The 21,960-nt window shown below is 62.3% G+C and carries 32 protein-coding genes, 1 tRNA gene and 1 pseudogene; 17 read left to right on the top strand and 17 right to left on the bottom strand.

Annotation, left to right across the window (positions count from 1 at the left end; all coding sequences use genetic code 11):
* Window positions 1–30 precede the first annotated feature (30 nt).
* The 3 genes from DBIPINDM_RS30900 to DBIPINDM_RS30890 all read right to left on the bottom strand — a co-directional run bounded on the left by DBIPINDM_RS30900 (window position 31) and on the right by DBIPINDM_RS30890 (window position 1,398).
* Window positions 31–501: a GNAT family N-acetyltransferase gene (locus DBIPINDM_RS30900; protein ID WP_258582753.1), complete on the bottom strand. Its 471-nt coding sequence runs from the start codon at window positions 499–501 to the stop codon at window positions 31–33.
* Window positions 502–671: 170 nt separating this feature from the next.
* Window positions 672–1,004, bottom strand: a complete 333-nt coding sequence (locus DBIPINDM_RS30895) for a hypothetical protein (RefSeq protein ID WP_258582752.1) — start codon at window positions 1,002–1,004, stop codon at window positions 672–674.
* Entirely contained in the window at window positions 997–1,398 is a 402-nt protein-coding gene (locus DBIPINDM_RS30890) for a hypothetical protein (protein WP_258582751.1), read from the bottom strand. Before DBIPINDM_RS30890 ends, DBIPINDM_RS30895 begins: the two co-directional genes overlap by 8 nt.
* A 22-nt stretch (window positions 1,399–1,420) precedes the next feature.
* Between DBIPINDM_RS30890 and DBIPINDM_RS30885 the strand changes: the two are divergent.
* From DBIPINDM_RS30885 to DBIPINDM_RS30865, 5 genes and pseudogenes are all read left to right on the top strand, one after another.
* A pseudogene (locus DBIPINDM_RS30885) lies at window positions 1,421–1,601 on the top strand (IS1595 family transposase); the annotation flags it as partial.
* A 468-nt stretch (window positions 1,602–2,069) separates the two neighbouring features.
* Window positions 2,070–2,687 carry a hypothetical protein gene (locus DBIPINDM_RS30880; protein ID WP_258582750.1) on the top strand — a complete coding sequence of 206 codons (618 nt, stop codon included), beginning with the start codon at window positions 2,070–2,072 and terminating at the stop codon, window positions 2,685–2,687.
* Window positions 2,688–3,295: 608 nt separating this feature from the next.
* A complete protein-coding gene (locus DBIPINDM_RS30875) occupies window positions 3,296–3,565 on the top strand; it encodes a hypothetical protein (protein ID WP_258582749.1) in 270 nt (89 codons plus the stop codon).
* Between the two features lie 121 nt (window positions 3,566–3,686).
* A complete protein-coding gene (locus tag DBIPINDM_RS30870; protein ID WP_258582748.1) occupies window positions 3,687–3,992 on the top strand; it encodes a hypothetical protein in 306 nt (101 codons plus the stop codon).
* Window positions 3,993–4,089: 97 nt separating this feature from the next.
* A complete protein-coding gene (locus DBIPINDM_RS30865; RefSeq protein WP_258582747.1) occupies window positions 4,090–4,686 on the top strand; it encodes a TMEM175 family protein in 597 nt (198 codons plus the stop codon).
* A 7-nt stretch (window positions 4,687–4,693) separates the two neighbouring features.
* Here the strand turns inward: DBIPINDM_RS30865 and DBIPINDM_RS30860 are convergent, their stop codons facing one another.
* Window positions 4,694–5,119 (bottom strand): DoxX family protein, encoded by a 426-nt coding sequence (locus DBIPINDM_RS30860; RefSeq protein ID WP_258582746.1) that lies wholly within the window; start codon window positions 5,117–5,119, stop codon window positions 4,694–4,696.
* A 228-nt stretch (window positions 5,120–5,347) separates the two neighbouring features.
* On the opposite strand from DBIPINDM_RS30860, the gene DBIPINDM_RS30855 reads away from it, so the two are divergent.
* The 6 genes from DBIPINDM_RS30855 (at window position 5,348) to DBIPINDM_RS30830 (ending at window position 8,046) form a co-directional block, all read left to right on the top strand.
* Window positions 5,348–5,716 carry a VOC family protein gene (locus DBIPINDM_RS30855; RefSeq protein WP_258582745.1) on the top strand — a complete coding sequence of 123 codons (369 nt, stop codon included), beginning with the start codon at window positions 5,348–5,350 and terminating at the stop codon, window positions 5,714–5,716.
* A gap of 143 nt (window positions 5,717–5,859) precedes the next feature.
* Window positions 5,860–6,045, top strand: coding sequence for a hypothetical protein (locus DBIPINDM_RS30850; RefSeq protein ID WP_258582744.1), 186 nt, complete (start codon window positions 5,860–5,862; stop codon window positions 6,043–6,045).
* A 519-nt stretch (window positions 6,046–6,564) separates the two neighbouring features.
* The gene (locus tag DBIPINDM_RS30845; protein ID WP_258582743.1) at window positions 6,565–6,744 is read left to right on the top strand and encodes a DUF3606 domain-containing protein; all 180 of its coding nucleotides are present in this window, start codon (window positions 6,565–6,567) and stop codon (window positions 6,742–6,744) included.
* Window positions 6,745–6,960: 216 nt separating this feature from the next.
* A complete protein-coding gene (locus DBIPINDM_RS30840; protein ID WP_258582742.1) occupies window positions 6,961–7,416 on the top strand; it encodes a GFA family protein in 456 nt (151 codons plus the stop codon).
* A 119-nt stretch (window positions 7,417–7,535) separates the two neighbouring features.
* Window positions 7,536–7,772: a DUF982 domain-containing protein gene (locus tag DBIPINDM_RS30835; RefSeq protein WP_258582741.1), complete on the top strand. Its 237-nt coding sequence runs from the start codon at window positions 7,536–7,538 to the stop codon at window positions 7,770–7,772.
* A 28-nt stretch (window positions 7,773–7,800) separates the two neighbouring features.
* Window positions 7,801–8,046 (top strand): DUF982 domain-containing protein, encoded by a 246-nt coding sequence (locus tag DBIPINDM_RS30830; protein WP_258582740.1) that lies wholly within the window; start codon window positions 7,801–7,803, stop codon window positions 8,044–8,046.
* 83 nt (window positions 8,047–8,129) lie between these two features.
* On the opposite strand, the gene DBIPINDM_RS30825 is transcribed toward DBIPINDM_RS30830, so the two are convergent.
* The gene (locus DBIPINDM_RS30825) at window positions 8,130–8,264 is read right to left on the bottom strand and encodes a hypothetical protein (RefSeq protein WP_258582739.1); all 135 of its coding nucleotides are present in this window, start codon (window positions 8,262–8,264) and stop codon (window positions 8,130–8,132) included.
* 90 nt (window positions 8,265–8,354) lie between these two features.
* Window positions 8,355–8,648 (bottom strand): hypothetical protein, encoded by a 294-nt coding sequence (locus DBIPINDM_RS30820; RefSeq protein WP_258582738.1) that lies wholly within the window; start codon window positions 8,646–8,648, stop codon window positions 8,355–8,357.
* Between the two features lie 593 nt (window positions 8,649–9,241).
* Between DBIPINDM_RS30820 and DBIPINDM_RS30815 the strand changes: the two genes are divergently transcribed.
* The 4 genes from DBIPINDM_RS30815 to DBIPINDM_RS30800 all read left to right on the top strand — a co-directional run bounded on the left by DBIPINDM_RS30815 (window position 9,242) and on the right by DBIPINDM_RS30800 (window position 10,927).
* Window positions 9,242–9,538: a hypothetical protein gene (locus tag DBIPINDM_RS30815; protein ID WP_258582737.1), complete on the top strand. Its 297-nt coding sequence runs from the start codon at window positions 9,242–9,244 to the stop codon at window positions 9,536–9,538.
* Between the two features lie 34 nt (window positions 9,539–9,572).
* Window positions 9,573–9,646, top strand: a tRNA-Gln gene (locus tag DBIPINDM_RS30810).
* A gap of 682 nt (window positions 9,647–10,328) precedes the next feature.
* Window positions 10,329–10,574, top strand: a complete 246-nt coding sequence (locus DBIPINDM_RS30805; protein WP_258582736.1) for a DUF982 domain-containing protein — start codon at window positions 10,329–10,331, stop codon at window positions 10,572–10,574.
* Between the two features lie 119 nt (window positions 10,575–10,693).
* Entirely contained in the window at window positions 10,694–10,927 is a 234-nt protein-coding gene (locus DBIPINDM_RS30800; RefSeq protein ID WP_258582735.1) for a DUF378 domain-containing protein, read from the top strand.
* A gap of 47 nt (window positions 10,928–10,974) precedes the next feature.
* On the opposite strand, the gene DBIPINDM_RS30795 is transcribed toward DBIPINDM_RS30800, so the two are convergent.
* The 3 genes from DBIPINDM_RS30795 to DBIPINDM_RS30785 form a co-directional block, all read right to left on the bottom strand.
* Window positions 10,975–11,664 (bottom strand): sensor histidine kinase, encoded by a 690-nt coding sequence (locus tag DBIPINDM_RS30795; RefSeq protein ID WP_258582734.1) that lies wholly within the window; start codon window positions 11,662–11,664, stop codon window positions 10,975–10,977.
* Window positions 11,664–12,095 (bottom strand): PAS domain-containing protein, encoded by a 432-nt coding sequence (locus DBIPINDM_RS30790; protein WP_258582733.1) that lies wholly within the window; start codon window positions 12,093–12,095, stop codon window positions 11,664–11,666. Before DBIPINDM_RS30790 ends, DBIPINDM_RS30795 begins: the two co-directional genes overlap by 1 nt.
* Window positions 12,096–12,191: 96 nt before the next feature.
* Window positions 12,192–12,431 carry a hypothetical protein gene (locus tag DBIPINDM_RS30785; protein WP_258582732.1) on the bottom strand — a complete coding sequence of 80 codons (240 nt, stop codon included), beginning with the start codon at window positions 12,429–12,431 and terminating at the stop codon, window positions 12,192–12,194.
* A gap of 273 nt (window positions 12,432–12,704) precedes the next feature.
* Here DBIPINDM_RS30785 and DBIPINDM_RS30780 point away from each other — a divergent pair, with 273 nt between their 5' ends.
* On the top strand, window positions 12,705–13,010 hold the full coding sequence (locus DBIPINDM_RS30780; RefSeq protein ID WP_258582731.1) for a hypothetical protein: 306 nt from the start codon (window positions 12,705–12,707) through the stop codon (window positions 13,008–13,010).
* A gap of 192 nt (window positions 13,011–13,202) precedes the next feature.
* Entirely contained in the window at window positions 13,203–14,204 is a 1,002-nt protein-coding gene (locus DBIPINDM_RS30775) for an aldo/keto reductase (protein ID WP_258582730.1), read from the top strand.
* A gap of 376 nt (window positions 14,205–14,580) precedes the next feature.
* On the opposite strand, the gene DBIPINDM_RS30770 is transcribed toward DBIPINDM_RS30775, so the two are convergent.
* The 8 genes from DBIPINDM_RS30770 to DBIPINDM_RS30730 all read right to left on the bottom strand — a co-directional run bounded on the left by DBIPINDM_RS30770 (window position 14,581) and on the right by DBIPINDM_RS30730 (window position 21,877).
* A complete protein-coding gene (locus tag DBIPINDM_RS30770; RefSeq protein ID WP_258582729.1) occupies window positions 14,581–15,297 on the bottom strand; it encodes a helix-turn-helix transcriptional regulator in 717 nt (238 codons plus the stop codon).
* A gap of 44 nt (window positions 15,298–15,341) precedes the next feature.
* Window positions 15,342–16,274, bottom strand: coding sequence for an NAD(P)-dependent alcohol dehydrogenase (locus DBIPINDM_RS30765; protein WP_258582728.1), 933 nt, complete (start codon window positions 16,272–16,274; stop codon window positions 15,342–15,344).
* On the bottom strand, window positions 16,271–17,146 hold the full coding sequence (locus tag DBIPINDM_RS30760) for an SDR family oxidoreductase (protein WP_258582727.1): 876 nt from the start codon (window positions 17,144–17,146) through the stop codon (window positions 16,271–16,273). The genes DBIPINDM_RS30765 and DBIPINDM_RS30760 overlap by 4 nt, the downstream gene beginning before the upstream one ends.
* A gap of 135 nt (window positions 17,147–17,281) precedes the next feature.
* On the bottom strand, window positions 17,282–17,638 hold the full coding sequence (locus DBIPINDM_RS30755; RefSeq protein ID WP_258582726.1) for a nuclear transport factor 2 family protein: 357 nt from the start codon (window positions 17,636–17,638) through the stop codon (window positions 17,282–17,284).
* Between the two features lie 693 nt (window positions 17,639–18,331).
* Entirely contained in the window at window positions 18,332–19,525 is a 1,194-nt protein-coding gene (locus DBIPINDM_RS30750) for an IS91 family transposase (protein ID WP_258582558.1), read from the bottom strand.
* A 3-nt stretch (window positions 19,526–19,528) separates the two neighbouring features.
* Window positions 19,529–20,434, bottom strand: coding sequence for a tyrosine-type recombinase/integrase (locus DBIPINDM_RS30745; RefSeq protein ID WP_258582725.1), 906 nt, complete (start codon window positions 20,432–20,434; stop codon window positions 19,529–19,531).
* 333 nt (window positions 20,435–20,767) lie between these two features.
* Window positions 20,768–21,298 carry a dihydrofolate reductase family protein gene (locus DBIPINDM_RS30735; protein ID WP_258582723.1) on the bottom strand — a complete coding sequence of 177 codons (531 nt, stop codon included), beginning with the start codon at window positions 21,296–21,298 and terminating at the stop codon, window positions 20,768–20,770.
* 195 nt (window positions 21,299–21,493) lie between these two features.
* Window positions 21,494–21,877: a VOC family protein gene (locus DBIPINDM_RS30730; protein ID WP_258582722.1), complete on the bottom strand. Its 384-nt coding sequence runs from the start codon at window positions 21,875–21,877 to the stop codon at window positions 21,494–21,496.
* Window positions 21,878–21,960 lie beyond the last annotated feature (83 nt).

The following is a 21,960-nucleotide window of genomic DNA, read 5'->3' as shown; positions in this document are numbered from 1 at the left end:
AGCTGGAGCGCGGGCGGACGATCCTCACCCTCAATCCGCGCCGAGGTCGCGTTCGAAGACCACCTGGTCGCGCAGCGGAATGCCATTCACAGCCGAGCCTTCGGGATAACCGGTCGATGGCCCGAACGCATCCTGCACGATGCGATACATCCGAAAGCCCTGTCTCTGGTAAAATCGCAGATTGCCGATATCGGCCGCCGCGGTCGAAACGATCAGGCGCCGGCCGTAGCGCTCGCGACAGCGGGTGATTGCCGCCGCGACAAGGGCACGCCCCAACCCCTCGCTCTGCCTTGCCGGACGGACCGCCAGGCTCTTGAGTTCGAAGACCCCGCCCTCGCCTGTCTCGATGAGCTGCACATGGCCAACGATCCTGTTGCCATCGCGCGCGACCAGCACCTCGCCCTCATCGATATAGCTGGAAACCTGCATGGGAGAATCGTCGGCAAGGGTAAACAGCGGCAGCAATACGTCGCGGTCCCCGTCATATCGTTCAATCTGCATCTGCAAGCCCAGGCTGGATCAATGCCGCCGCGAGTTCGGCAGCCTTGCTCCGGGATATAGCAGCGGCCGGTCAGGAGCCACAAACGCAAAAAAGCCCGCCCGGCGTGAGCCGAGGCGGGCTTTGGCTCGATCGAGCCGTCAGGCGCGCGGACGCAGGGCAAGGCTCGGAGCTATTCCTCGGAAGCTGCCCTGAACTTCCGCACGATCACCTCGAACAGAATATCCGAAAAGGCGTCCAGTTGGTTGATGGAAACATCAAAATCCTTGGGCAGCACCGAAAGCACGATCTTCAGATACTGGTCCGGCTTGTCGGCCCGCACCTCGGCGATGACGCCGGCGCCATGCGCCCGGAAATCGGCGCGTACGGCGGCGAGGAAATCATCGCCCAGCGTCTTTTTCGTCCGCTTCGGACGGGGTTTTTGCGCAACCGCCTCGCGGGCGGGCTTGCGCCTTGCCGGCCTTGCCGTGCGACGTGCCGGCCCGGCGGCGGCTTCATCAACCATTGTCGCGACCCGGGGCGTCTGCATCGCCAACGGAAGCCGCCGCCTTCGGCAGCGCCGATCTGGCCGGCTTCTTCGAGCGAGCGGTTTTCTTCCTGGCCCTCTTGGTGCGCTTCGGCTTCGTCACCCCTGCAGGCTTCGCCGCACCGGCGGGCCTTGCCGCGCCGGTCCGCGCTCTGAGGCGTGCCATGACGAGGCCGACGGATTGGCTGTCGATGGTTGGCTGTGGGAAACAGAAGCCCCCACCCGCATCCCGCACCATGCCGATCAGCACGCCCGGCGCAACCGGCTCGATCCGGCCGAGACGCGGCTGGGGTGCGGCGCCCTCGAACGCGCCAATGGCGCTGACGACTTCGCGGCCGTCATCGTCGGTGATGATGGTGGCGTATCGTGGCATGGCTCGTCTCTTGAAGGCTGGTATAGTCAAGCGTGGGATGATCGACGTCAATCAGCATTGCGGCGGAGCTCATTTGCACCGCTACTTGGTCGAGTTCGAATTTTGTTTATAACCGCCGCGCCGTCCTGAAAATCTCGGATGCAGAACGCGCTGACAATTTGCTTCGCGTGGCTCGCGATACGCGAATCACCTATCGGCAGATCTTGGTGAAGCCTGTTACTCCTAAGCAGAAGGCGCGAATCTCTCCACTTGCGAAAGAAACACCGACTCGACACCGAATAAATGTTTCATCATTATTTTCCCGGTCTTGTGATTCGGCCGTCACCACACCTCACGGGCACGCCTCTAATGGCGGGCCACTGCCCGAGGAAGGAGGTGATACGCATGAGCAAGATCAAGATTGGTCGAAGCGCCGTGTCGGGCCAGTTTACAACAGTGAAAACTGCCGTAAACAAGCCCAACACACACGTCGTCGAGACGATCAAAAGGAAATAACGGCTAGCCGTTGTCCCTTTGCCGGGCGGTCGTTCTTCGCGGGATTACCGCCCGGTTTCCTTTTCTGATCTGACTCGCTTGCGCGAACCTTATGCCCGGATCAGGTGGGGTTTTCAGTAAGGCGGCGCAAAACCTCGTCGCGCTTTTCCTGGTCCTTGTCTTTATGGGGTTCCGTCATGGTGGGCGTTGTTCTAAATAATCTTCCGTTCCCAGAAAGCGACATTTTGGACGAGCGGCCAAATTTAGTTCTTGGCAGGCTCATGACCGCTTGGGGCCAGATAGAAGTGACCTGCAATTTTCTCTTCCGCAAACTCACCGATTTGCACTTGGATGCAGCTACCGTAGTTTTCGACACAGTCGGCAACAAAGAACAAATTGAAATGTTGATTGGATTGGCGGGTTTTCTTCCCCGTGCAGACCAGCGAGAGGCCTTTTCAGGGCTCTTATCGTCCGTCAAAACACTAAGTATAAAACGGAACAAAGTCATTCACGCGAGTTGGGGCACCCTCGATGGGGAGCCTGCACGCTTTTGGTCCGGGCTGACGTCAACACACCTCAACGAGATAATGTCCGGTTCCCAAAAGGGCGGCGGCTACCTTCAAAATCATGTGCACACCGTGACCAGATTGGATGGCATCCTCTCTGAGATGGTCCAACTTCGACACGAACTACAAAACGCACTAGATTTTGAATTTCCGCATGGGCCAGCTAGCCGGCTCCGACGAGAGCGGTATGATGAGATGGTTAAACGTCGGGATGCGTTCGCTGCCTCATTGCGAGGTAAACCCGAATAGCCACCTCTCTGGAAAGCCGGATCGATAGCGGTGGGTCGATCAAGTCCAGCAATACCAGTTCCCCAGCATCAACCATCTCCGGCGAAAGTTCGTTTTCAGTGCCGGCCTGTCCCGGCTGCTTTATCAAGTCGGCCATTAGTACGCCAAGCAGATGAATGGGAAAAAATCCCGCTACGTCCTTTGGCTTCACACCGAAAGACGTAACCGGCAGTGTTGAAGGATCGCCAGAAACACAAAACCCGCCTCGGCGGCGGGTCGTTGGCGCAAATCAGCACCATGGACAAATATGTAGCATGGCTGCCCTCACCCGGTCAACAGTTTATAAGAAAAAATTCCTATTTCTTATTTTCTACGCCAAGGCGAGGACGCGAGCGCATTGCTCGGGGGGCAGCCGAAAAAACAAAACCCGCCTCGCGGCGGGTCATCGGCGCAAATCAGCACCATGGGCAAAATCATAGCACAACTGCCCTCACCCGACAATCGGATCGGCGACGACCGGCCATCCGAAACCTGCATTGGCTAGCCGGCTTTTCATCGGCCGGCAGCTGTGGAATCATTAGGCAAAGCTCATGGAATGATTCCCGTCACGGCCTTTGTGGGAGAGGACGATGGACAGACCAGCCATGGCATCCGTGTTCAGGATGCGGCATGCTCCAGCCTCGGTTTCCGGTGTGCGCAGCACCGGGCAGGGCCAGGCCGATCCTGTGGTCCGCGTGAACTCGCTCGGCGACGCGATCCGCTTCGTCGCCAACGCCTATCCCCACTACGATATCAGCGCCGTCGCCATCACCTGTGGCGACCCTTCGATCCCACGCCTCGGCAGCCTGGAGGTCAAGGCGGTATGGCGCGAATATGGCGAGCGGCTGACGCAGGAATAGGCCGGGCTCCCGGGCCAGCGCTCTGCCCGGCATCCCCAGCCAAAACCGGCTCCGCGCCTGGCTTCGGATCGGAAACGCCGCTGGCGCGTTTCACCTATGGTCAATGGAGGGAAAAATCGCCATGAACGTCGCCAATCTGCAACTCGAAGGCCTGCTGATGGCCGTCGCATCGATCAACCACGTCCTGGTCCGAAAGGGGGTGCTGACATCGCAGGAGATCGACATTGCGCTCCGCAAGGCCGAAGCCAGCGAAACCGGTGAGGAGCGATCCGGCGGCATGTCGGCGTCGAGCCGCGACGCCGTCAATTTCCCGATCCGGCTGCTGGAACTCGCCAACCAGTGCCAGCCCGAGGCGGACATGCCGTCCTTCTCGAAGCTGGCCCGCCTGGTTGGCCAGATGAAGGAACCCTACAACGACCAGGTCTGAGACCAGGACGCAGTTTTCGCGCCTTTAACGCCGGCCTGCCCGCGGCTGGGCTTGTCGCGTCTATCCATTTTCATGCGCTTTCGCCTATAACAGCCGAATGCCGGCAACATCCCAACTCCCCCGCAATCGCCTGGACGCGTTGGTCGACGGCATCCTCGCCATCACCATGACGCTGCTCGTCTTCGGGCTCCCGCTGCCCGACGATATCCATGGCAATCTGTTCGGCGCGCTCGGCGAGCTGCGGCCGAAGATCGTCTCCTGGGTGGTCTCCTTCCTCATCCTGGCGCTGTGCTGGCAGCGCCATGTCATCGACTTCCGCCAGGTCGGGCATGTCGACGGACGGCTGTTCCGGCTGGTCGTGCTCTGGCTGCTGGTGACCAGCGTTGTGCCGTTCACCACGACACTGATCGGCGAACATGACGAGCTCCTGCAATCGCACATCGTCTACGCCGTCAACATCATCGCCATCCAGCTGGTGGCCGTGCTGCGCGACCTGCACCTGAAAGCGCACCCGGAGCTGTTTGTCGACGGCAAGGCCGAGGGCCACGAGATCGGCTGGCGGCCCGCCCTGATCATCGGCCTCAGCGCACTGGCCAGCGTCGCGCTTGCCTTCTGGCGACCGACCGAGGCGTCGCTCGCCTATCTGCTGATCTGGCCGCTGACGCTGCTCGCCAACCGGCTGAGGTCACGATAGCGCAGCCTTACGCCCTGCCCGGCCAGCCGAGGTTCAGCGCCAGCACCCTGCCCGGCCCGTGCACCGCGGCGAACAGCAGGCCGGCCAGGAAGGAAAAATGGTCGACGAAGAAGCCGAACTCGGCCTGGTTGCCGGCCCAGTGGCTGGGGCCGTGGAAGGCAAAGGCCAGGAACAGCACATAGGCCGCCGCGACCAAGGCCGCCTGGGTGAAGAAGGCCCCGCTCAGCAAACACAGCACCAGCGCCACCTCCAGGATCGCCGCGCACCAGGCGAGGAAGAGCGGGAACGGAAAGCCGGCGGCGGCGATATAGCCCGCGGTGGCGCCCATGCCCATGAACTTGAAGGTCACCGCCATCAGGAAGACGGCGGCAAAGATCAGGCGGGCGATGAGAAGGGCGGCGGTCTGCCACGGCGATTGAGTGAGGTCCGACATGCTGTCTCTCCAGGTTTGCGATGGATGTCGACCCAAGGACGAGCGACGCCGTGCAGTTCCGACACCGGCCAGACATTTTTGTCCGCAAGCGCTGCCGCGCCGGATATCGGCACCGGTCTGGCGAAGCGCGGACAGGACGCCGTGCTGGGGCTCCAACCTTGCCGCGGCCTGCCCCGGAGGCTATTCCTCGCAAGGGGTGCTTGATCAGTCTGTGAGGAGAGCCAGCGGATGGCGACGGTCCGGTATCTCGTCAGCGATGTCGAGTTGGCGATAGCATTTTACACCAGGCATCTGGGTTTCGTGCTGCAGCAGCAGTTTGGTCCGGCGATGGCCATCCTGAAGCGCGACGACCTCACCTTCTGGCTTGCCGGCCCGATGGCGTCGGCGGCAAGACCAATGCCGGATGGCCGCACGCCGGAACCGGGCGGCTGGAACCGCATCGTGCTGGAAGTCCAGGACCTGCCGGGGCTCGCCGCCCGGATGCGCGAGGCCGGCGTGCCGTTCCGCAACGAGATTGTCGACGGCCCGGGCGGCCGCCAGATCCTTTGCGAGGACCCGTCCGGCAACGTCGTCGAGCTTTTTGAACCAAGAGCATGATCCCTCCCGAAGTCCGTTCGGGATCATGGCGGCAAGATTGCCATGATGTGGAGGGCCTCGGCCTTCCGCGCCACTGAAATCGGATTATTTCGGTTTGCCGGCTGATGGTATGATCGTCCTCGCCCAAGGGGAGGGAATCAAGCATGGCCAAGGCCTTGACCATCGGCGCGCCGCAGCATCCGGCACTGAGCGCCGCCTATGAACGCCGGGAGATGCTGATCCCCCATCTCGACGCGCTGCTCGACAAGGCCGAGGCTGCCGGCTGGGATCGCGGCCAGGCCGCCTCGGCGCTCATGTATCTCGCCGCCAGGCGGCTGACGCCGGCCTGAGGTCAAGGCATGGCCTTGGCGCCGGCGTTCACGAACAATTAATGATCCTGAAACTTGTCCGTAACCAGCAACGTGGTATCGTTAGCTGGGGCTAATGCACAGGTCTGTCCTGTGCAGCTATTTGGGTGGGTTGAGTTTTGGGCGCGAGCGTCAGGTTCGGGACGAAGTCCTATCTGGTCCGGTCACCGGTCCTTGAGTGCAACGGCTGCGGCGGCACCGGGCAGGTTTTCCAATGCCCGCGCTGGACAAGCTCGAACGGCCTTTGCTGTCCCGCGGGCACGCATCAGCGCGGCTGTCCCGGCGCCAGCGCGCCTTGCGCCGATTGCGCCGCCACCGACCACCACGGCGCCGACTAGGCCCCTGCATCGGCCTGAATCGGCAGCTTGCCATCCAGGCCTTGTCCGGCCTGTCCGCCGCCTGCCATGGAACCGGCAGCGCCGATCTCTGTTATGTCTGACCGCGGCATCCCATATACCGATGTCCGCGCGACCGTGCGGCTGACAGAAAGTGAGGCACGCCATGCCCGACGACAAATTGAAGATCAAACAGGACCGCAAGCTGGTTTCGAGCGAGGAGACCTATGAGGTCGCCGCCTTCGCGCGCAAATACGGCATCCCGCAGAGCGAGGCCCAGACCATCATCAAACGCTACGGCCCTTCGCGCAAGAAGCTCGACAACCACATGGCCGCGCGCGGATAGAAGGTGGCGGCCGCGAGCCGCAACCATTTCGCCGGCATGGCGTTGAAGGATGCTGCGGGCCGCGTCCGGGTTTGGAGGCACCAACCGGGCCGGCGATACGGTGACCAGGATGTCTTTTTCCCGGTTTCTGGCCAACGAAATGGCCGACGGGCCCCTGTCCCGCCCGGCCCGTGGCGTGCCAGACTGACGAAAGCCAGGCTGAGGGAGGCCGCGACCATGTCCGACACCATACGCAGGACCGGCAGTTGCCTGTGCGGCGGCGTGCATTTCGTCGTCACCGGCCAGCCGACGCGGGTCGGTCTTTGCCACTGCAAGGACTGCCGCAAGGCGGGCGGCTCGGTCTATTCGGCCTTCGCCATCTGGCCGCGCGACGCTTTCGACACATCGGGCGAAGTCGCCAGCTACGGCACGCGCAGCTTCTGCCCGACCTGCGGCAGCCGTGTCGCCTGGGTCGGCGACAGCGAGGTCGAGGTGATGCTCGGCAGCCTCGACGTCGCGCCGACCGACCTGGAGCCGCAATACGAATTGTGGATCACCCGCCGAGAGACGTGGCTGCATGCCTTGCCCGGCACCGGACAATTCGAGCATGACCGGCCCGATGACCGGCAAACGCCGGAAGATGCCGATCAGCCGGCGCCGAGACCTTTGTCGGACGCCGTCGCGCACGATTGAAAATTGATCTTTCGGGCCTGGAACCCTCCCCTGCCGGTGGCGTTATCCGGCGCCCCTTGTGAGTGCCGTTGTTTCACAACCGCTGTTCACTGTTGGGCGACATGCCATGGAGACTTCAGTTGAACGACAAGATTTTTCCCCGACCGATCCGCCTGAAATTCGCCTCCGAGCGAGAGCGCGTGGTGCGCAGCGCCTGGGAGGGTCTGGAATGCCTCGGCGACTGGCCCGCCGGCCAGGGCCGGCAATACCGGGCAGCATTGCGCAGCTGCCGCGACGCGCTCGACGGCTGGACACCGCCGGAAAAGGCGATGCGGGCGATGATCGACGCCGCACGCGAAGCCCACATCCTCCAATAGCGGGAAAAACCCAGAAGCGGGAAAGACAATGGCCGATGTGATGCTGTCGACACCGATGCGGGTCAAGCCGCATGGCGCCGACACGATCCGCGAGGTGGCGACGCTTCAGGACGCCAGTGAAATCCTGATCGACTGGCCGCATGCCAGCCGCGGTCCTTTCTACCAGGCGGCGCGCGAAAAGATCGAGGCGGCGCTGGAAAACAAGGACGGCGCGGCGCAGGCGCAGGAGGCCTTCACGGCCCTGTGCGATCACGCCGGCGTGCTGGTTCGCTAGATAATTCCGGGGAGCCAGCAGTTCCCCTCCAACAAAAAAGCAGGCGATGCCCTCGCCTGCTCTTTTGCGGAACCGAGTCCTGATTATTCCGCGGGCAGATCGCCATCGACGATCGGATGGGAAGTTTCAAACCCGAAACCCTTCGGCGCCATCAACATCAGAACGATCACTATGGCGATGGAGGCAATAATCGTGGCCGTTCCGGCAATACCCTTCAAGACCCTGTCCTTTCAAGTTAAACTCTCGAAAGAAACGTTTCCTGCCGTATGAGGTTCCGTTTTGCGGAAACAATGCTGACGGTCCGCCTTCTATTGAACTGGCGGCTGGGCCGGCACTTCGCCGGGCTTGATCACCGGTGTCTTGCCTTCGTCGGGCGCCGGCGCGGCCATGCCCCGATCGCCGGTGGCCGGCGGCTTCAGCACCCCGCCGCAAGCGTTGAGCTTTTCACTCAGATTGCCGCCGCCGGACTGCTGCTTGCCGCTTTGATCCGTCTGTGCCAGGCATTTGTCTGCCTGCTGCGCCGGGTTCTGCTGCTGATCCGTCTGGGCCGCTGCCGGCACGGCCAGGGCCAGCATCAGCGACGCGATGGCGAGAGGTTTCATCTCGGCCTCCTTTTCTTCCACGACCACCCGGGGCGGCCTCCCCTTCGCAGGGACAACGCCCGACTGCCCAAAAGGTGGCGGTCAAAAAGGACGGCCGCTTTCTCTCGGCGGCATGGCCGTCTCTGGCCTCCGGCCGTTATGTGCAGCAAGGCACGCCGTGGAAACCTTCCTAACGGGCTAGTGCCTCCGTCAGCGAGGTGTCCCCTCGCCCTCGTCGGCCGGCGCTATAGGCGGATCGGTCCTTTGCGGGCACTCCTCGTAGCGGTGGTCGCGGCTGCCGCAGAAGGAACAGCACATGGCTTCGCGGCCTTCGTTTCCAGGCCACCATTGCGGTGTTTCGTAAGGTTTCCTGCTGTCCATGCCCAGCAATGCGCGACGCGTGATTTGGTTGCGCGGCGGCCCGCGCTGCGTCACGCCACGCGCATTCGACGCCCTGTCATGGAACCAGCGGAGAGGTAATGGGCTTTGTGGACGACGCACGCCTGCTGGGAGCAGTTCCAGAAAAAGTGAATCGGTTTCCTCGGGAAAAGCGCGTAGCGCTTTCCCTAGGGAATTGCGCCAAGACAAAGAGAACAAGACAGGGAGAACATGTGATGTCTGCTCGCCTTCTTATCCTGTCGATGAGCTTGGGCGCCGTGCTTGCGGCGACCGGGCTGGCCGAGGCGCGGCCCGACAGCCGCAGCATGAGCTGCGCCGGGATCCAGGCCATGATCCAGAGCCATCGCGCCGTGGTGCTGACCACCGGCCCGAACACCTATGACCGCTATGTCAGGCAGTTCGGCAATGAATGCGACTGGCCCGAAATTCCGATGTCGGCCTATATCCCGGCGCGCGACGGGCACTGCCCGGTTTACCGCTGCGACGACCCGGCAATAAACTTCCCGAATTGACGGCACGCCGTGCCGGCTCCATAACCGTCCCAGCTCCCGCTTCGTCTAATGGTAGGACAGCGCCCTTTGAAGGCGTGAATCGTGGTTCGAGCCCATGAGCGGGAACCAGAAAAATCAGACAGTTAGCTTCTAAATCTTCCTTTCCGTCGAATATCCGCCGAACAAACCGCTGCGAATTTGCCTGTAGAGACTGGTGTCGAAACGCAGGGTTTGGGCTGTTGCCGCCAACGCCCGGCTTCCGCGATCACACCATAGGCTAAGGCGGTCACGTAGTTCAGAGTACAGCCACAAGCGGTCGATTCCTTAGGGATGTAGCCACTTAGAAAGCCCGCTGCAGGTCGCTCCTGTGGCGGGCTTTTCCGATGGGGACCAAGGTCTTGGGTGCCCTCACCCCATTCACGGCAACGGCGGGCGCTCCCAGGGATCACGGGACTTGTCGGGCCGGACGCCACCGACGCCATTTTCCAGACAGTGCCACGCATTGGGGAAAGCGTTCGCTGTCGGTCGACGGAAGTCCCCAGGACATGCGGGTCTCGCGCGTCGTGCATGTCCCCGACGGGCACATTGGACGGTGCCGCGATCATCGTCGAGGTGACGACCAACATCGTCTGAAGCAGGCGGCCTCACGACACAGTGATTGGCTGGGATGAAACCTGCCGCCGCCACAAGCGTTTTATGCATGTCGCCCAAAAGTGGCCCCGGTTTTGGGAGAACGACATGCATAAAAACAAAGACCTAAAGCGCGGCGCAACGCGACGCGCTTTAGCGTAGCAACCTTGTCGAGGTTCCAATGCAAACTGCGTGGTTCTCCAAGCCCGTGGTGGTTTCGGTCGGCGTTGCCGGTGCCACCCGCAACCTGTCCAATACACAGCAGGCCATCGAATTGCTCACGACACATTGGCGCGACGCCGGCAGCCTCAAACATCAATCAGCGCTGCGCGGCTGCCGCCAGGCGACAAGCGGCGACGTGTCTCCCGATATCGCCAGGGAGGCTTTCATCGAGGCCGCGCGCGAGGCGCACATATTGGTCGAATAGGCCGAGCCGCATTCACGGATTGCAGCCGTCATTCACAATCTCGTGATCGATGGAACCTCCTGAAACGACAAGCGTTTTTTTGCAGGCGTCTTTTTGTCAGGCAACATCAGGAGGCGTTTATGCGCATCATGAACCTCGTCACGCTCGCCCTCATCATCCTTGGCGGTCTCAACTGGCTGTCCATGGGTGTAATCGGCTATGACGTAATCGGCACGGTCCTTGGGGGCGCCATGCTGGCCCGCCTGGCCTATCTGATCATAGGCCTTGCAGCCATATGGCAGCTCATGCCGGGCTTCCAGAGCTTCACCCTTGGAGAAGTCGATGCCGAAAGGCATCTTCCTCATCATCGGTGACTGGCAAGCCGGGGGCGGCGGAAAAGCCTGCCGCCCCACGGGGGCATTCAGATGCCGAAGCCCAGCGCGGCACCGGCATCGGATTCGACGCCGGCTTGCGGCACGATGATCGATGCCAGCGGCGCGCTGAGGCGCCAGTTGAGATGTCCGGGCGAGCGCTCCAGTTCGGCTGAGCCACCCAGCGACTGCGGCGCCACACGCTGCAGGACGACGGTGCCGAACCCTTTGCGCGCGTCGTCGTCGCACCTTTCGCCGGGACGGGGCGTGGATGTCTCGGTCCAGAGCAGCTGGAACTCGCGCCCGCCCGAAGCACCGGCACTTTTGGCGCCCGACCCCTGGGCACCCAACCCCTGAGCAGCCGAGCCGATTGTCCAGGTGATCTCGACCCGGCCGCCTTCCCTGCCCAGCGCGCCATATTTGGACGAGTTGGTGCCGAGTTCGTGGAAAGCCATGCCGAGATTCTGCACCGCATTCGACTGCAGCGTCAGGACCGGGCCGGAAAGCAGGATCTGCTCCTCGCGGCCGAACGGCTTCAAATGTTCCTGGATCAAGTCGAACAGGCTGGCGCCGGCCCACTCCGAGGTGACAAGCAGATCGTGCGAACGCGACAGCGCCATGATGCGGGCACGGATCAGTTCCTCGAATTCCTGCGGATCGCTCGAGCGCTTGCTCGTCTCCCTGACCATCGACAGGATGACCGCGAACTGGTTCTTGACGCGATGGTTGACCTCCCGCATCAAGAGCCTGATCCGGCGCTCGCTCTCCTTGGCGGCGGAAATGTCGCGGGCGATTTCGAGGCCCCGACGATCTCGCCATCGGCGTTCTTGATCGGTGAGACCGTCAGCGAAACGGCGACGAAAGCGCCGTCCTTGCGCTTTCGTGTCGTCTCATAGCTCGCCACGCTGTGGCCCCCGCGAACCCTTCCGATGATCTCGGTCTCCTCGCTCTTGAGGTGATCAGGGATGAGCATGAGGATCGACTGGCCGACCGCTTCCTCGGCGCTGTAGCCGAACATGCGTTCGGCCGCCAGGTTCCAGCTGGTGATGATGCTGTTGAGGTCCTTGCTGATGATGGCATCGAAGGAGGAATCGACGATGGCCGCGAGGCGTGCGTCGGCGGTCGCGCTCTGTTTTGGGTTGCTTGTTGCGATGTCAGCTGTCGCCGCCACGATGTCGCTCATTTGCATGAGGTAGCGCGCAAGCGGATCAAGGCAATCTCCCCCCGCGCAATTCGCACGGGCGGCGCGTCGCAGCCGAAGCCGGCTTCACTCCGAAGGCCGATCGTTCGTCTTGCCTCCACCGTCAGGCAGCACACCGAACTCCTGCGATTTGACGCCCTGCTCGGCCATCAGGAACCCGTCCGAGGCCAGGCCGCGCCGCAACAGCTCCCTGACCGCGGCCGAGCGGCTTGGCATGCGCTTTTCGAAGCGCCAGTTTTCCAGCGCCGCCAATTCGTCGGTGGTGAGCATGATCTGCAGTCGTTCCGGGCGTTCCAGTTCAGCCATGTGCGCGCTCCTCGCTCAGGACTAAAAATACAGTGAGTTAGTATCTAGCTCATTCGGCTTATAATTATGGTAACCTCATTACGCGTCAAGACCGGCCAGTGAGCGCTCCACACATCAAACTCATGATGCGCATCGAACACCTGATACACATTCCTGTAACTATCCTAACTAACTGATTTTATTTGGATATTTTTTAAGGTTTCGCTTGCCAGGCCGGCGCGCCGGGCGCATGCTTCAATCTGAACAGAAAACCGTTCCCTTTGGGAGGTTTCGATGCGGTACGATTACTCCACGCGCCTGCGCGATGATGTCAATTCAGCGGTCCAGAGGGCATTCAAGACGGCAGGCATCGTCAACATCACGGTGACGGCCGAGCAGGTCAGGATCAGGAATCTGGCCGAGAATGTCGCCCTCGAGGACATTGAACACCTGGTGCTGCAGGCTGCCCAACTGCTTGGCGCGGCAATCGAATTCGACGCCTTGGGCAATGGGTTGGTGCTGTCTGGAAACGACGTTGTCGATGGTGACGAGCCAGCGATCAGCCCCCTCGTTTTTTCGCAGCCGGCCTCGATCCAATAATGTCGCTCTGACGAGGCGTCCTCCGGTCGCGGCGCCGCTTCCAGCATGTGAATGAACGGACGGCTTCCCGGCCTGGACGGCGCGGTGCCTCGCGCCTTGGATCACAGTCGGTTGAGACAGCGCCGAACAGCTTTGGGAATTGAGCGCGCGCTCTATATGGTGCTGCAAAACCCCAACCGGAGAACCGCGGCCATGACCCTCGCCACACACAAACTCGGCAGCCAGGGACTGCAGGTCTCGGCCATTGGCCTCGGCTGCATGGGCATGAGCCAGTCCTACGGCCCGGCCGACGAGGCCGAATCCATCGCCACGTTGCATCGCGCCATCGAACTTGGCTGCACTTTCCTCGACACCGCCGAGGTCTATGGCCCGCACACCAACGAGGCACTGCTCGGCCGGGCGCTGAAGGGCAGACGCGACCAGGTGACCATCGCCACCAAATTCGGCTTCCGCATCGAAAACGACAAGCAGGTCGGCGTCGACAGCCGGCCGCAACACATCCGCGAGGTTGTGGAAGCCTCGCTCGGCCGGCTCGCCACCGACCATATCGACCTGCTCTACCAGCACCGCGTCGACCCTGATGTGCCGATGGCGGATGTCGCCGGCGCGGTCGGCAGGCTTGTCGCCGAGGGCAAGGTGCGCTTCTTCGGCCTGTCGGAGGCCGGCGCCGCCAACATAAGCCGGGCGCATGCCGTCTTTCCGGTGTCAGCGGTGCAGAGCGAATATTCGCTCTGGGAGCGCAATCTGGAGCCCGAGATCATCCCGCTGCTCCAAAAGCTCGGCATCGGCCTGGTGCCGTTCTCGCCGCTCGGCCGTGGCTTTCTCACCGGCGACGTCAAGCGCGCCGAGGAGTATCCCGAGAGCGACTACCGCCGCAACGACCCGCGCTACCAGGGCGAAAACTACGACGCCAATGTCGAAGCGGCCGCCAAGGTGCGCGACATCGCGACGGCCCGAGGCGTCAAGCCTGGCCAGATCGCGCTGGCCTGGCTGCTCGGCAAGGGCATTGGCTTCGATATGGATATCGTGCCGATCCCCGGCACCAAGCGGCGACAATATCTGGAGGAGAACATCGCCGCGGCGGCGATCAAGCTCGATGCCGCCGAAATGGCAGCGCTAGATGAAGCGCTGGCGCCAGGAAAAATCTCCGGCCCGCGCTATGGCGAGCGCGGCATGGCGATGGTGGATCGGTAGCCCTCTAGTTCGTTCCATTCATCGCAACGAGCAATGAGCGCCGGAAGCGGCGCTTTGCTGCAAAGCTCTCGACGTCTCGATCGGGCCGGAGGGGCTGTGCGCTTTCGAAACACAGTTGGCTGAAGCCGACATCCAGCAAACGACCCAATGCCAGTCGCCGACTGGCTCCTTGCCAGTCCCCGAAAGCTGACGCCTTTCTACGCTAATGCATGTCGCCCAAAAGTGAACTCGGTTTTGGGAGAACGACATGCATAAAACAAAGACCTAAAGCGGGTTGCCTGAATCCGTTCAGACGCGACACGCTTTGCGATGCAGCGCGCCAGCGAGCGATTTTTTCCACCTTGATCCAACGTCGTTCCTTGCGAAAGGCCACATGTTAGCCCACCGGCTTAGCTACGCTTGGCGATCTTGCGGCTTCCTCGGCGACTTGCGCTCGCCACCGCTTGGCGAGATCACGTCGCCGACCCGGATAGCGCTGTTCAAGGAGTTCAGCGCGCTCGATCCGATCCGCTCGGAACGTCCGAAAATCCTCCCGAAGCTCGCACCAGCCGGCCACGAAGCGCTTCGACTCGATGAAGCCCAACATGATCGGCCAGATGACACGCAACGTCTCATCGCCCTTTGGATCGCGATAGGCAATCTGAAGCTTAAACTGTTCGCGCATGGCCTGACGGACGACCCCCAGATCTACGGCCGGTGTCTTGGGCCTGTTGCGGCCGATATGAAAAGCGTTGTCGGTCAGTAGGTGCCGCAATTCTGTTGGCAGCACCGCACCAATCTTTGCGATCAAGTTCTGAGCGGCGAAGGCCAAGCCGTCGTCTGTCTGGCGACCGACCCACTGCGCACCGAGCGTCAGCGCGTGAAGCTCTTCCTGAGAGAACATGAGCGGCGGAAGCAGAAAGCCAGGCTTCAGCACGTAGCCGAAGCCTGGCTCTCCCTCGATATCTGCTCCCATCGCCTGCAGGGTGGCGATATCGCGATAGACGGTTCTCAAGGAAACGCCGGCCTCACGCGCAAGTTCGCTACCCGGCACAGGACCATTGTGCCGGCGCAACATCTGCATCAGATCGAAAAGCCGATTGCTCTTGGACATCAGACTATTCTACATGCCAATGCCAAATTTTGGCAGGGGCTTGCTCAAGGCATCGACACGATAGCTTTGCCGTTCAGCTTGCGCCCCTTTTCCAAGGCGGTGACCAGCGCGATTGCATCCTTGAGCGGCACGGTCTCGGCGATCGGGAGCCGAAGCGCGCCCTCGGCTGCCGCGCGGGCAAGGCCGTCCAGTATGTCCGCCCTTGCGGTACAGACGATGGGCTTGAGCCTTCGGTTGAAGATCGCGCGAATAAACTTGCCCAGCGTCGGATTGATGTCCAGATACACCCCACCCTTGCGGAGCAGGCCGAGCCCTGTCGCGACCGTCATGGTTCCGGCGGTGTCATACACAACGTCGAACCGCTCGTTGATCTTCGAGAGATCGGTCGTTCGGTAGTCGTAAATGCGGGACAGCCCCATCTCCTGGGCACGTCGCATCTGCTGCGCACCGCAGCTTCCCGAGACCTTGGCCCCAAGCATCCGCGCGAGCTGGACGGCGGATTCGCCGACCCCGCCGGTGCAGCCGTTGATGAAGACCTGAGCGCCTGCCTGCAGCTGCGCCTTGTCAACCAGACCATTCCACGCCGTTATTCCGGGGGTCCCGAGGCACGCAGCTTCCTCGAAGGAGACGGAGGCCGGCTTCCTGGCGAGAAAGGTCTCTGGCGCGATCACGGCCTCGCCGAGCGCGCCACCATCCTTGATTTGGGCGGACCCGAACACGGCGTCACCCACCTGGAAGCGGGTAATGTCCGGACCAACCGAAATCACCGTACCCGAAAAATCGCTGCCAAAGGCGCGGGGAAATTTCTTCCCGGTCACCATCTTCAAGTGACCGTTGCGTACTTTCCAGTCGATTGGATTGACGGCGGCGAAATTGACCTTCACGGCAACCTCGCCCTTGCCCGGCGCGCGAAGCTCGAAATCCTCGAGCTTCATAGTCTCCGGGCCGCCATATTGATGATACTGAATCCGTTTCATAGCCGGCCGTTCCTTTTGAGCGTGGCGGCGACGACATCGATCAGCGGCGTGCTCGGCCGTCCCAGAAGACGCGGCAAGTCAGTACTGTCAGTGTACCAGTCGCCGCGCGTCGTAGCGAAGCCCGCGTCAGCAATGATCTCCGCTAGAAACTTCGGGAGGCCGCTTCCCGTGAGTGCCTGAACGTAAGCCTCAACAGGCAAGTCCTGGTACACGAGCGGCTTGCCCGTGAGTTGTGAAACTGCCGCAGCCAGATCGGCTTTCGTCCATGCCGTCCCGCCCAGCTCGTACACTTTTCCGGCTTGATGCTCGCTTGTCAGTACGACGGCAGCCGCTTCGGCCAGATCGTCACGGCTCGCACCGGAGATCTTCCCCGTGCCCGCCGAGCCGATAAGCACGCCGGTGCTCAGGGCATAGTCCATACCGCCCAGATCGCCGGCGTAGACCTCGATATAAGCCCCGTTGCGCAGCATCACGTAAGGCAGCCCAGAGTCGCGAATGAAGGCCTCGGTCAGCTTGTGCGCTTCGCCCAGCCGCAGCGTGCTGGTGTCGGTATTGACGAAACTCGCATAGGCGACGAGGCCAACGCCGGCCCCGATTGCGGCTTCGACAGCGCGCGCCATCTGCGGATATCGCTCGTCGAAGTCGGCCGACGGGATCAGCAGGAGCTTGTCGGCGCCGGCGAAGGCTGCCTTCAGGGTTTCGGGACGATCATAGTCCGCCTCGCGAACCTGCACGCCTTTGGCGGCGAGGTCAGTCACTTTTTCCGGGCTGCGCACAGCGGCCACGATCTCATTGACGGGAACGCCACGACGCAACAGAGCGTCGACAACGAGCCGCCCGTAGCGGCCCGTTGCTGCAGTGATGGTAATCATGTGGGGGATACTCCTTGCCGCACCTCAGTGCGGCTGAATCGTCTTCATCTATTTCGAGGAACACCGTGGCGTCGTACTCGCGCCGAAGGTCGCGGCTCCTTACCGCCACGCTTCCGCGACCTTCGACGCCATAGCTTACTGAGCCGGGAACTGGCTCTTGTCGAAGAGCGCCTTGATCTCGGTGATTTTCCCGTTCTCGACCTTGAAGTGCTTCGCGGAGAGGACGCTGGGGACGGGAATGGTGTGGGTGTAGTACATCAGGAGCGCCGTGTTCTCGTCGCCGAAAGCGGAGATCATCGTCGCTCCTTTGAGGATGTGCGCGAACTCAGATTCACCTTTGTGCAGTGCCTCGCCCCCTTCAACGGGACCGAATGGCGTTTCGGAGACCACGTTGTCAGCGACAACCTTCATGGCTGTCGCATGGTCGAGATTCTTCCAAGCGTTGTGATAGGCCAAAGCGACCTGGAGTGCGGGGCTGGTGTTATTGCTCATAGTGTTTCTCCTTTGTTGAGTGGATGAAACAGATATAGAGCAGGGCAGTGACAGATTCTGTCAGCAGGATGCGAGTCGACGGTAGCATCGCCCAAACTTCCCAGCGAGCAGCTGGGCTATACAGACCATAGCCGACCTCGACGAGGAGGCCCTCTTCGCACATGCGGGTCCAGCAGCAGCGAGGAAGCTGATCGCCGTTAGATCGCGCGTCCGTACATGCCGCTCTCATTGCCCAAGGCGATGGCCATCCATCCGGGTCGCAGAAAAAGGTAAACCGTTGATCCGTGTATGGGTCCATCCTGATTGGTTCGGCGGCAACGCCGGCGGCCTCCAGGCGCATAGTGACAAGATCGAGATTTGAGGTGACGACGGAGAGGACTGCAACAGCCGATATGCTGAAGGGTTTCGGGTGCCGAGAGGCGTACGAAAGCCTCTCATGCAGGAACCCGCGGGCCACAGTTGATGGCTATGGGGATTTTAGTTTGCGGCTGATGTCGGCGACGGCGTGACCGCCCCCGTTAGGCGACGCGGTGGACACGGACGGACCGCTCAGTGAAGCCTCCGCACAGCCTTGTAGCCTCTGCGCGCAGGCGGACGGGGCCCTGCGGGCCTCGCTGAGCACCATGGGCGCGCGTGGGTCCGTCGCCGCAGGTTGAGCGCCTGTGGCTGGAGGCTGAATCAGACCATGCCGGGTCATGGAGCGGTCTCCCGGATCGGTGCCGATGCGTTCGGAGGTCCGCGCGGCTGCCTCCTCCACCGTTCGAACACCTCGATGACGATCATGCGTCCGCCACAGCAGGAGCATGGCGGCCGGAAGTCCTCTGGTTCGGGTGTGTGGTCATCGGACGGGGCAGCGACGCCCAGCAGTTCGCGGGCGCGTGCGAGGCTGGCCTTGTGGGCGGAGCCGGCGAGCAGGCCATAATGTCGGATGCGATGGAAGCCGCGCGGCAGGACGTGGAGCAGGAAGCGGCGGATGAACTCATCTGTGGCGAGCGTCATGACCTGCTGCCGGTCGGTGCCGTCGCGGCGATAATCCTTGTAGCGGAAGGTGACCCCAGCCTCTTCGAAGGCGATCAGGCGGCGGTTCGAGATCGCAACCCGGTGGGTATAGCGCGACAGATAGGCGAGCACCGCCCCGGGACCGGCGAAGGGCGGCTTGGCGTAGACCACCCAGCGCTTCTTCTTGACGGGAGCCAGGTGGCGTAGGAAGGCCCGACGATCGGCGAGGTGCGCCGCCGATCCGAAGAAGGCGAGCCGACCGGCGTCGTGCAGCGCGACCAGTCGGGTCAGGAACAGACGGCGGAACAGCTTGCCCAGCACTCTGACTGGGAGAAGGAAGGCCGGCCGCGACGATATCCAGCGTGACGCGTCCGGCGTGATGCCGCCGCCCGGCACGATCATGTGGACATGAGGATGGTGCGTCATTGCCGAGCCCCATGTGTGGAGCACGGCGGTGATGCCGATGCGCGCGCCGAGGTGCTTGGGATCCGCCGCGATCGCCAGCATCGTCTCCGATGCCGCCTTGAACAGCAGGTCATAGACCAGCGCCTTGTTGTGGAACGCGATGACGGCGACCTCGGCGGGCAGCGTGAACACGACGTGGAAGTAGCCGACTGGCAGCAGGTCGGCTTCGCGCTCGGCGAGCCATGTACGCGCGGCCGCGCCCTGGCACCTGGGACAGTGCCGGTTGCGGCAGCTGTTATAGGCGATCCGCCATTGGCCGCAGTCCTCGCAGGCCTCGACGTGACCGCCGAGCGCCGCGGTGCGGCAATGCTCGATCGCCGACATCACCTTGAGCTGGATGAGGCTCAGGTGACCTGCATGGGCGGCCCGATAGGCGGGGCCGGCAGCACGGAAGATGTCGGCGACCTCGACAGAGGTGCGCACGGCTCAGCCGGGCGGCGTCTTGTGTTCCATCAGCGCCATCAGCCGGTCGAGCGGCCCTGCGACCGCATGGATCGTCCGCGTCGAGACCTTGGTGTAGAGCGCGGTGGTATCGAGCTTGCTGTGGCCAAGCAGCACCTGGATGACGCGGATGTCGACATCCTGTTCGAGCAGATGAGTGGCGAAGCTGTGGCGCAGCGTGTGCGGGCTGACGCGCTTGCGGATGCCGGCGACTTCGGCTGCTTCCTGGACCGCGCGATGCAGTTGCCGCGACGAGATCGGCGCCGTGCAGCTGCGCCCTGGGAGCAGCCAGCCATGCGGGAGCATCACCCCGCGCCGCCTGCCTTCGCGCCACCACAGCCGCAGCAGTTCCAGAAGTTGCGGCGAGAGCATGGCGTTGCGGTCCCTGCGTCCCTTGCCCTGTTCAACGCGGATCAGCATGCGTGTGCTATCGATGTCGTCGACCTTGAGGTGCGCGACCTCGGACACGCGCAGACCAGCGCCATAGGCGACACCGAGCGCGGCCTTGTACTTGATGCCTGGCGCCGCTTCGAGCAGCCGCGCCGCTTCCTCCACGCTCAGCACGTCGGGCAGCTTGCGCTGATACCTCATAATCACCAGCGCGCGCGCCAGATCCCGCCGCTTCAGCGTCACGAGGAACAGGAACCGCAATGCCGAGACCGCGCCATTGATCGTCGCAGGGCCGACGCCGCTCTCATGCTGATGCAGCTGGAATCGGCGGATGTCCTCAGCCGTCGCAGTGTCCGGCGAGCGGCCAAGGAACACAGCGAAGCGCCGGACGTGACGAACGTAGTCCTGCTGGGTATGGGAGCCCAGGCCACGCATGAGCATGTCGTGCTGCATGCGCTGGCGAAGCGGAGAGATTGGTGCATCGGTCGACAGGGTAGCCATGGCGAGTTCCTCGTTGAAGGGAACTCCATGGTCAGATCGACGCCTCTACCCGCTCAAGTCAAATGCCTGTCGCGCCATCTCAGGTCGAGGCGACCCTCCCGCGAAGCGGGTTCGTGCATGAGGCGCAAAGCGGAGAAAATATCTGGAGGAGAATGTCGCCGCCGCTGCGCTGAAGCTCGACGCCGCCGAAATGGCCGCGCTGGACGAGGCACTGGCGCCAGGAAAATCTCCGGCCCGCGCTATGGCGAGCGCGGCATGGCGATGGTGGATCGGTAGACGACCGGCGCTTGATCCCGAAAACCGGAATCCGGCTCCGTCCGACGGGTCACGGGATCAAGCAGGAACGTAAGTCAACCTGATCACGTCCCCGCCCATCCGATCATGAGCAGTGAGACGGAGCGGCGGCCGGGGTCCGGCGAAATATGGCTTGCCGCCACCAAGCACGACGGGGTGCAGATAGATCCGATACTCGTCGATCAGGCCAAGGTCTGTGAGGCTTCGCGCCAGGCCCGGGCCGGCAACTTCGATCTCCCCGTCGCGCTCGGCCTTGAGCGCGCGGATCGCGCTCTCCAGATCACCCTCGACAAGCCGCGCGTTAGGGCCGACCGATTTCAACGTGCGCGAGACGACCCATTTCGGCTGCTTGCGCCACGCCGCCGCGAAGGCGTGCTCATCCGCATTCCATTCGGGACGATCATCGTCCCAGTAACGCATGATCTCATAAATTTGGCGACCGTACACACTGCCCGCCTGTCGCTCCGCCTCCTCGATGAAGTGGCGAAACAGCGCAGGGCCTGGCGCGAATCCCGTATGGTCGACGTAACCGTCCAGCGACTGGTTCATTCCGAACACAAGCCTGGCCATGCCCACTTCCTTTCCTTGCGCGCCGTATCCGAGCGAATCTGATTGCGTTATGCAATCGGTTGTAAGCAAACCTGCTGATCTTCGCAATCGGTTTTGACATGGGCACAGCGCCCGAATTTTGGTAAGCGACAACGGTGTCGCCTCGAACCTGCAAGGGTAGATGTGGATGCCGTGGTCGCGAAAGCGAACCGTTCCTTACGGCGCTTCGTAGAGTTCCAGCGGCAATCCATCTGGGTCGCTGAAAAAGGTAAACCGTTGGTCTGTGTATGGGTCGATCCGGATTGGCTCAACGGCAACGCCGGCGGCTTCCAGGCGCATAATTACGGGATCAAGATTCGCCACGGCAAATGCCAGATGTCTCAGGCCTGTCGCCTCTGGATGGGACGGCCGCATTGCCGGTGCAGGGAAGGAGAACAATTCCAGCTGGACGGGCCCGATCCGCAAATCCGCCTTCCATGACTGCCGCTCCTCCCGATAGACCTCCCGGATCAAATCGAGTCCGAGGAGTTCTATGTAGAACCGTCGCGACCGGTCGTAGTCGGTGCAGATCAGCGCGACGTGGTGAATGGCGTTCAGCATGCTGCGAACTCTAGCGAAGCTTGGATTTGAGGCCAAGGTCACCATCGGTACGGGGCACTTTGTTGATGTCGCCCTTCGTCCAT

Origin of the sequence: Mesorhizobium sp. AR02, assembly GCF_024746835.1 — a bacterium.
Lineage (GTDB): Bacteria > Pseudomonadota > Alphaproteobacteria > Rhizobiales > Rhizobiaceae > Mesorhizobium.
Note: the sequence above shows the minus strand (reverse complement) of the source record. Positions and strands in the feature narration are given on the sequence as shown.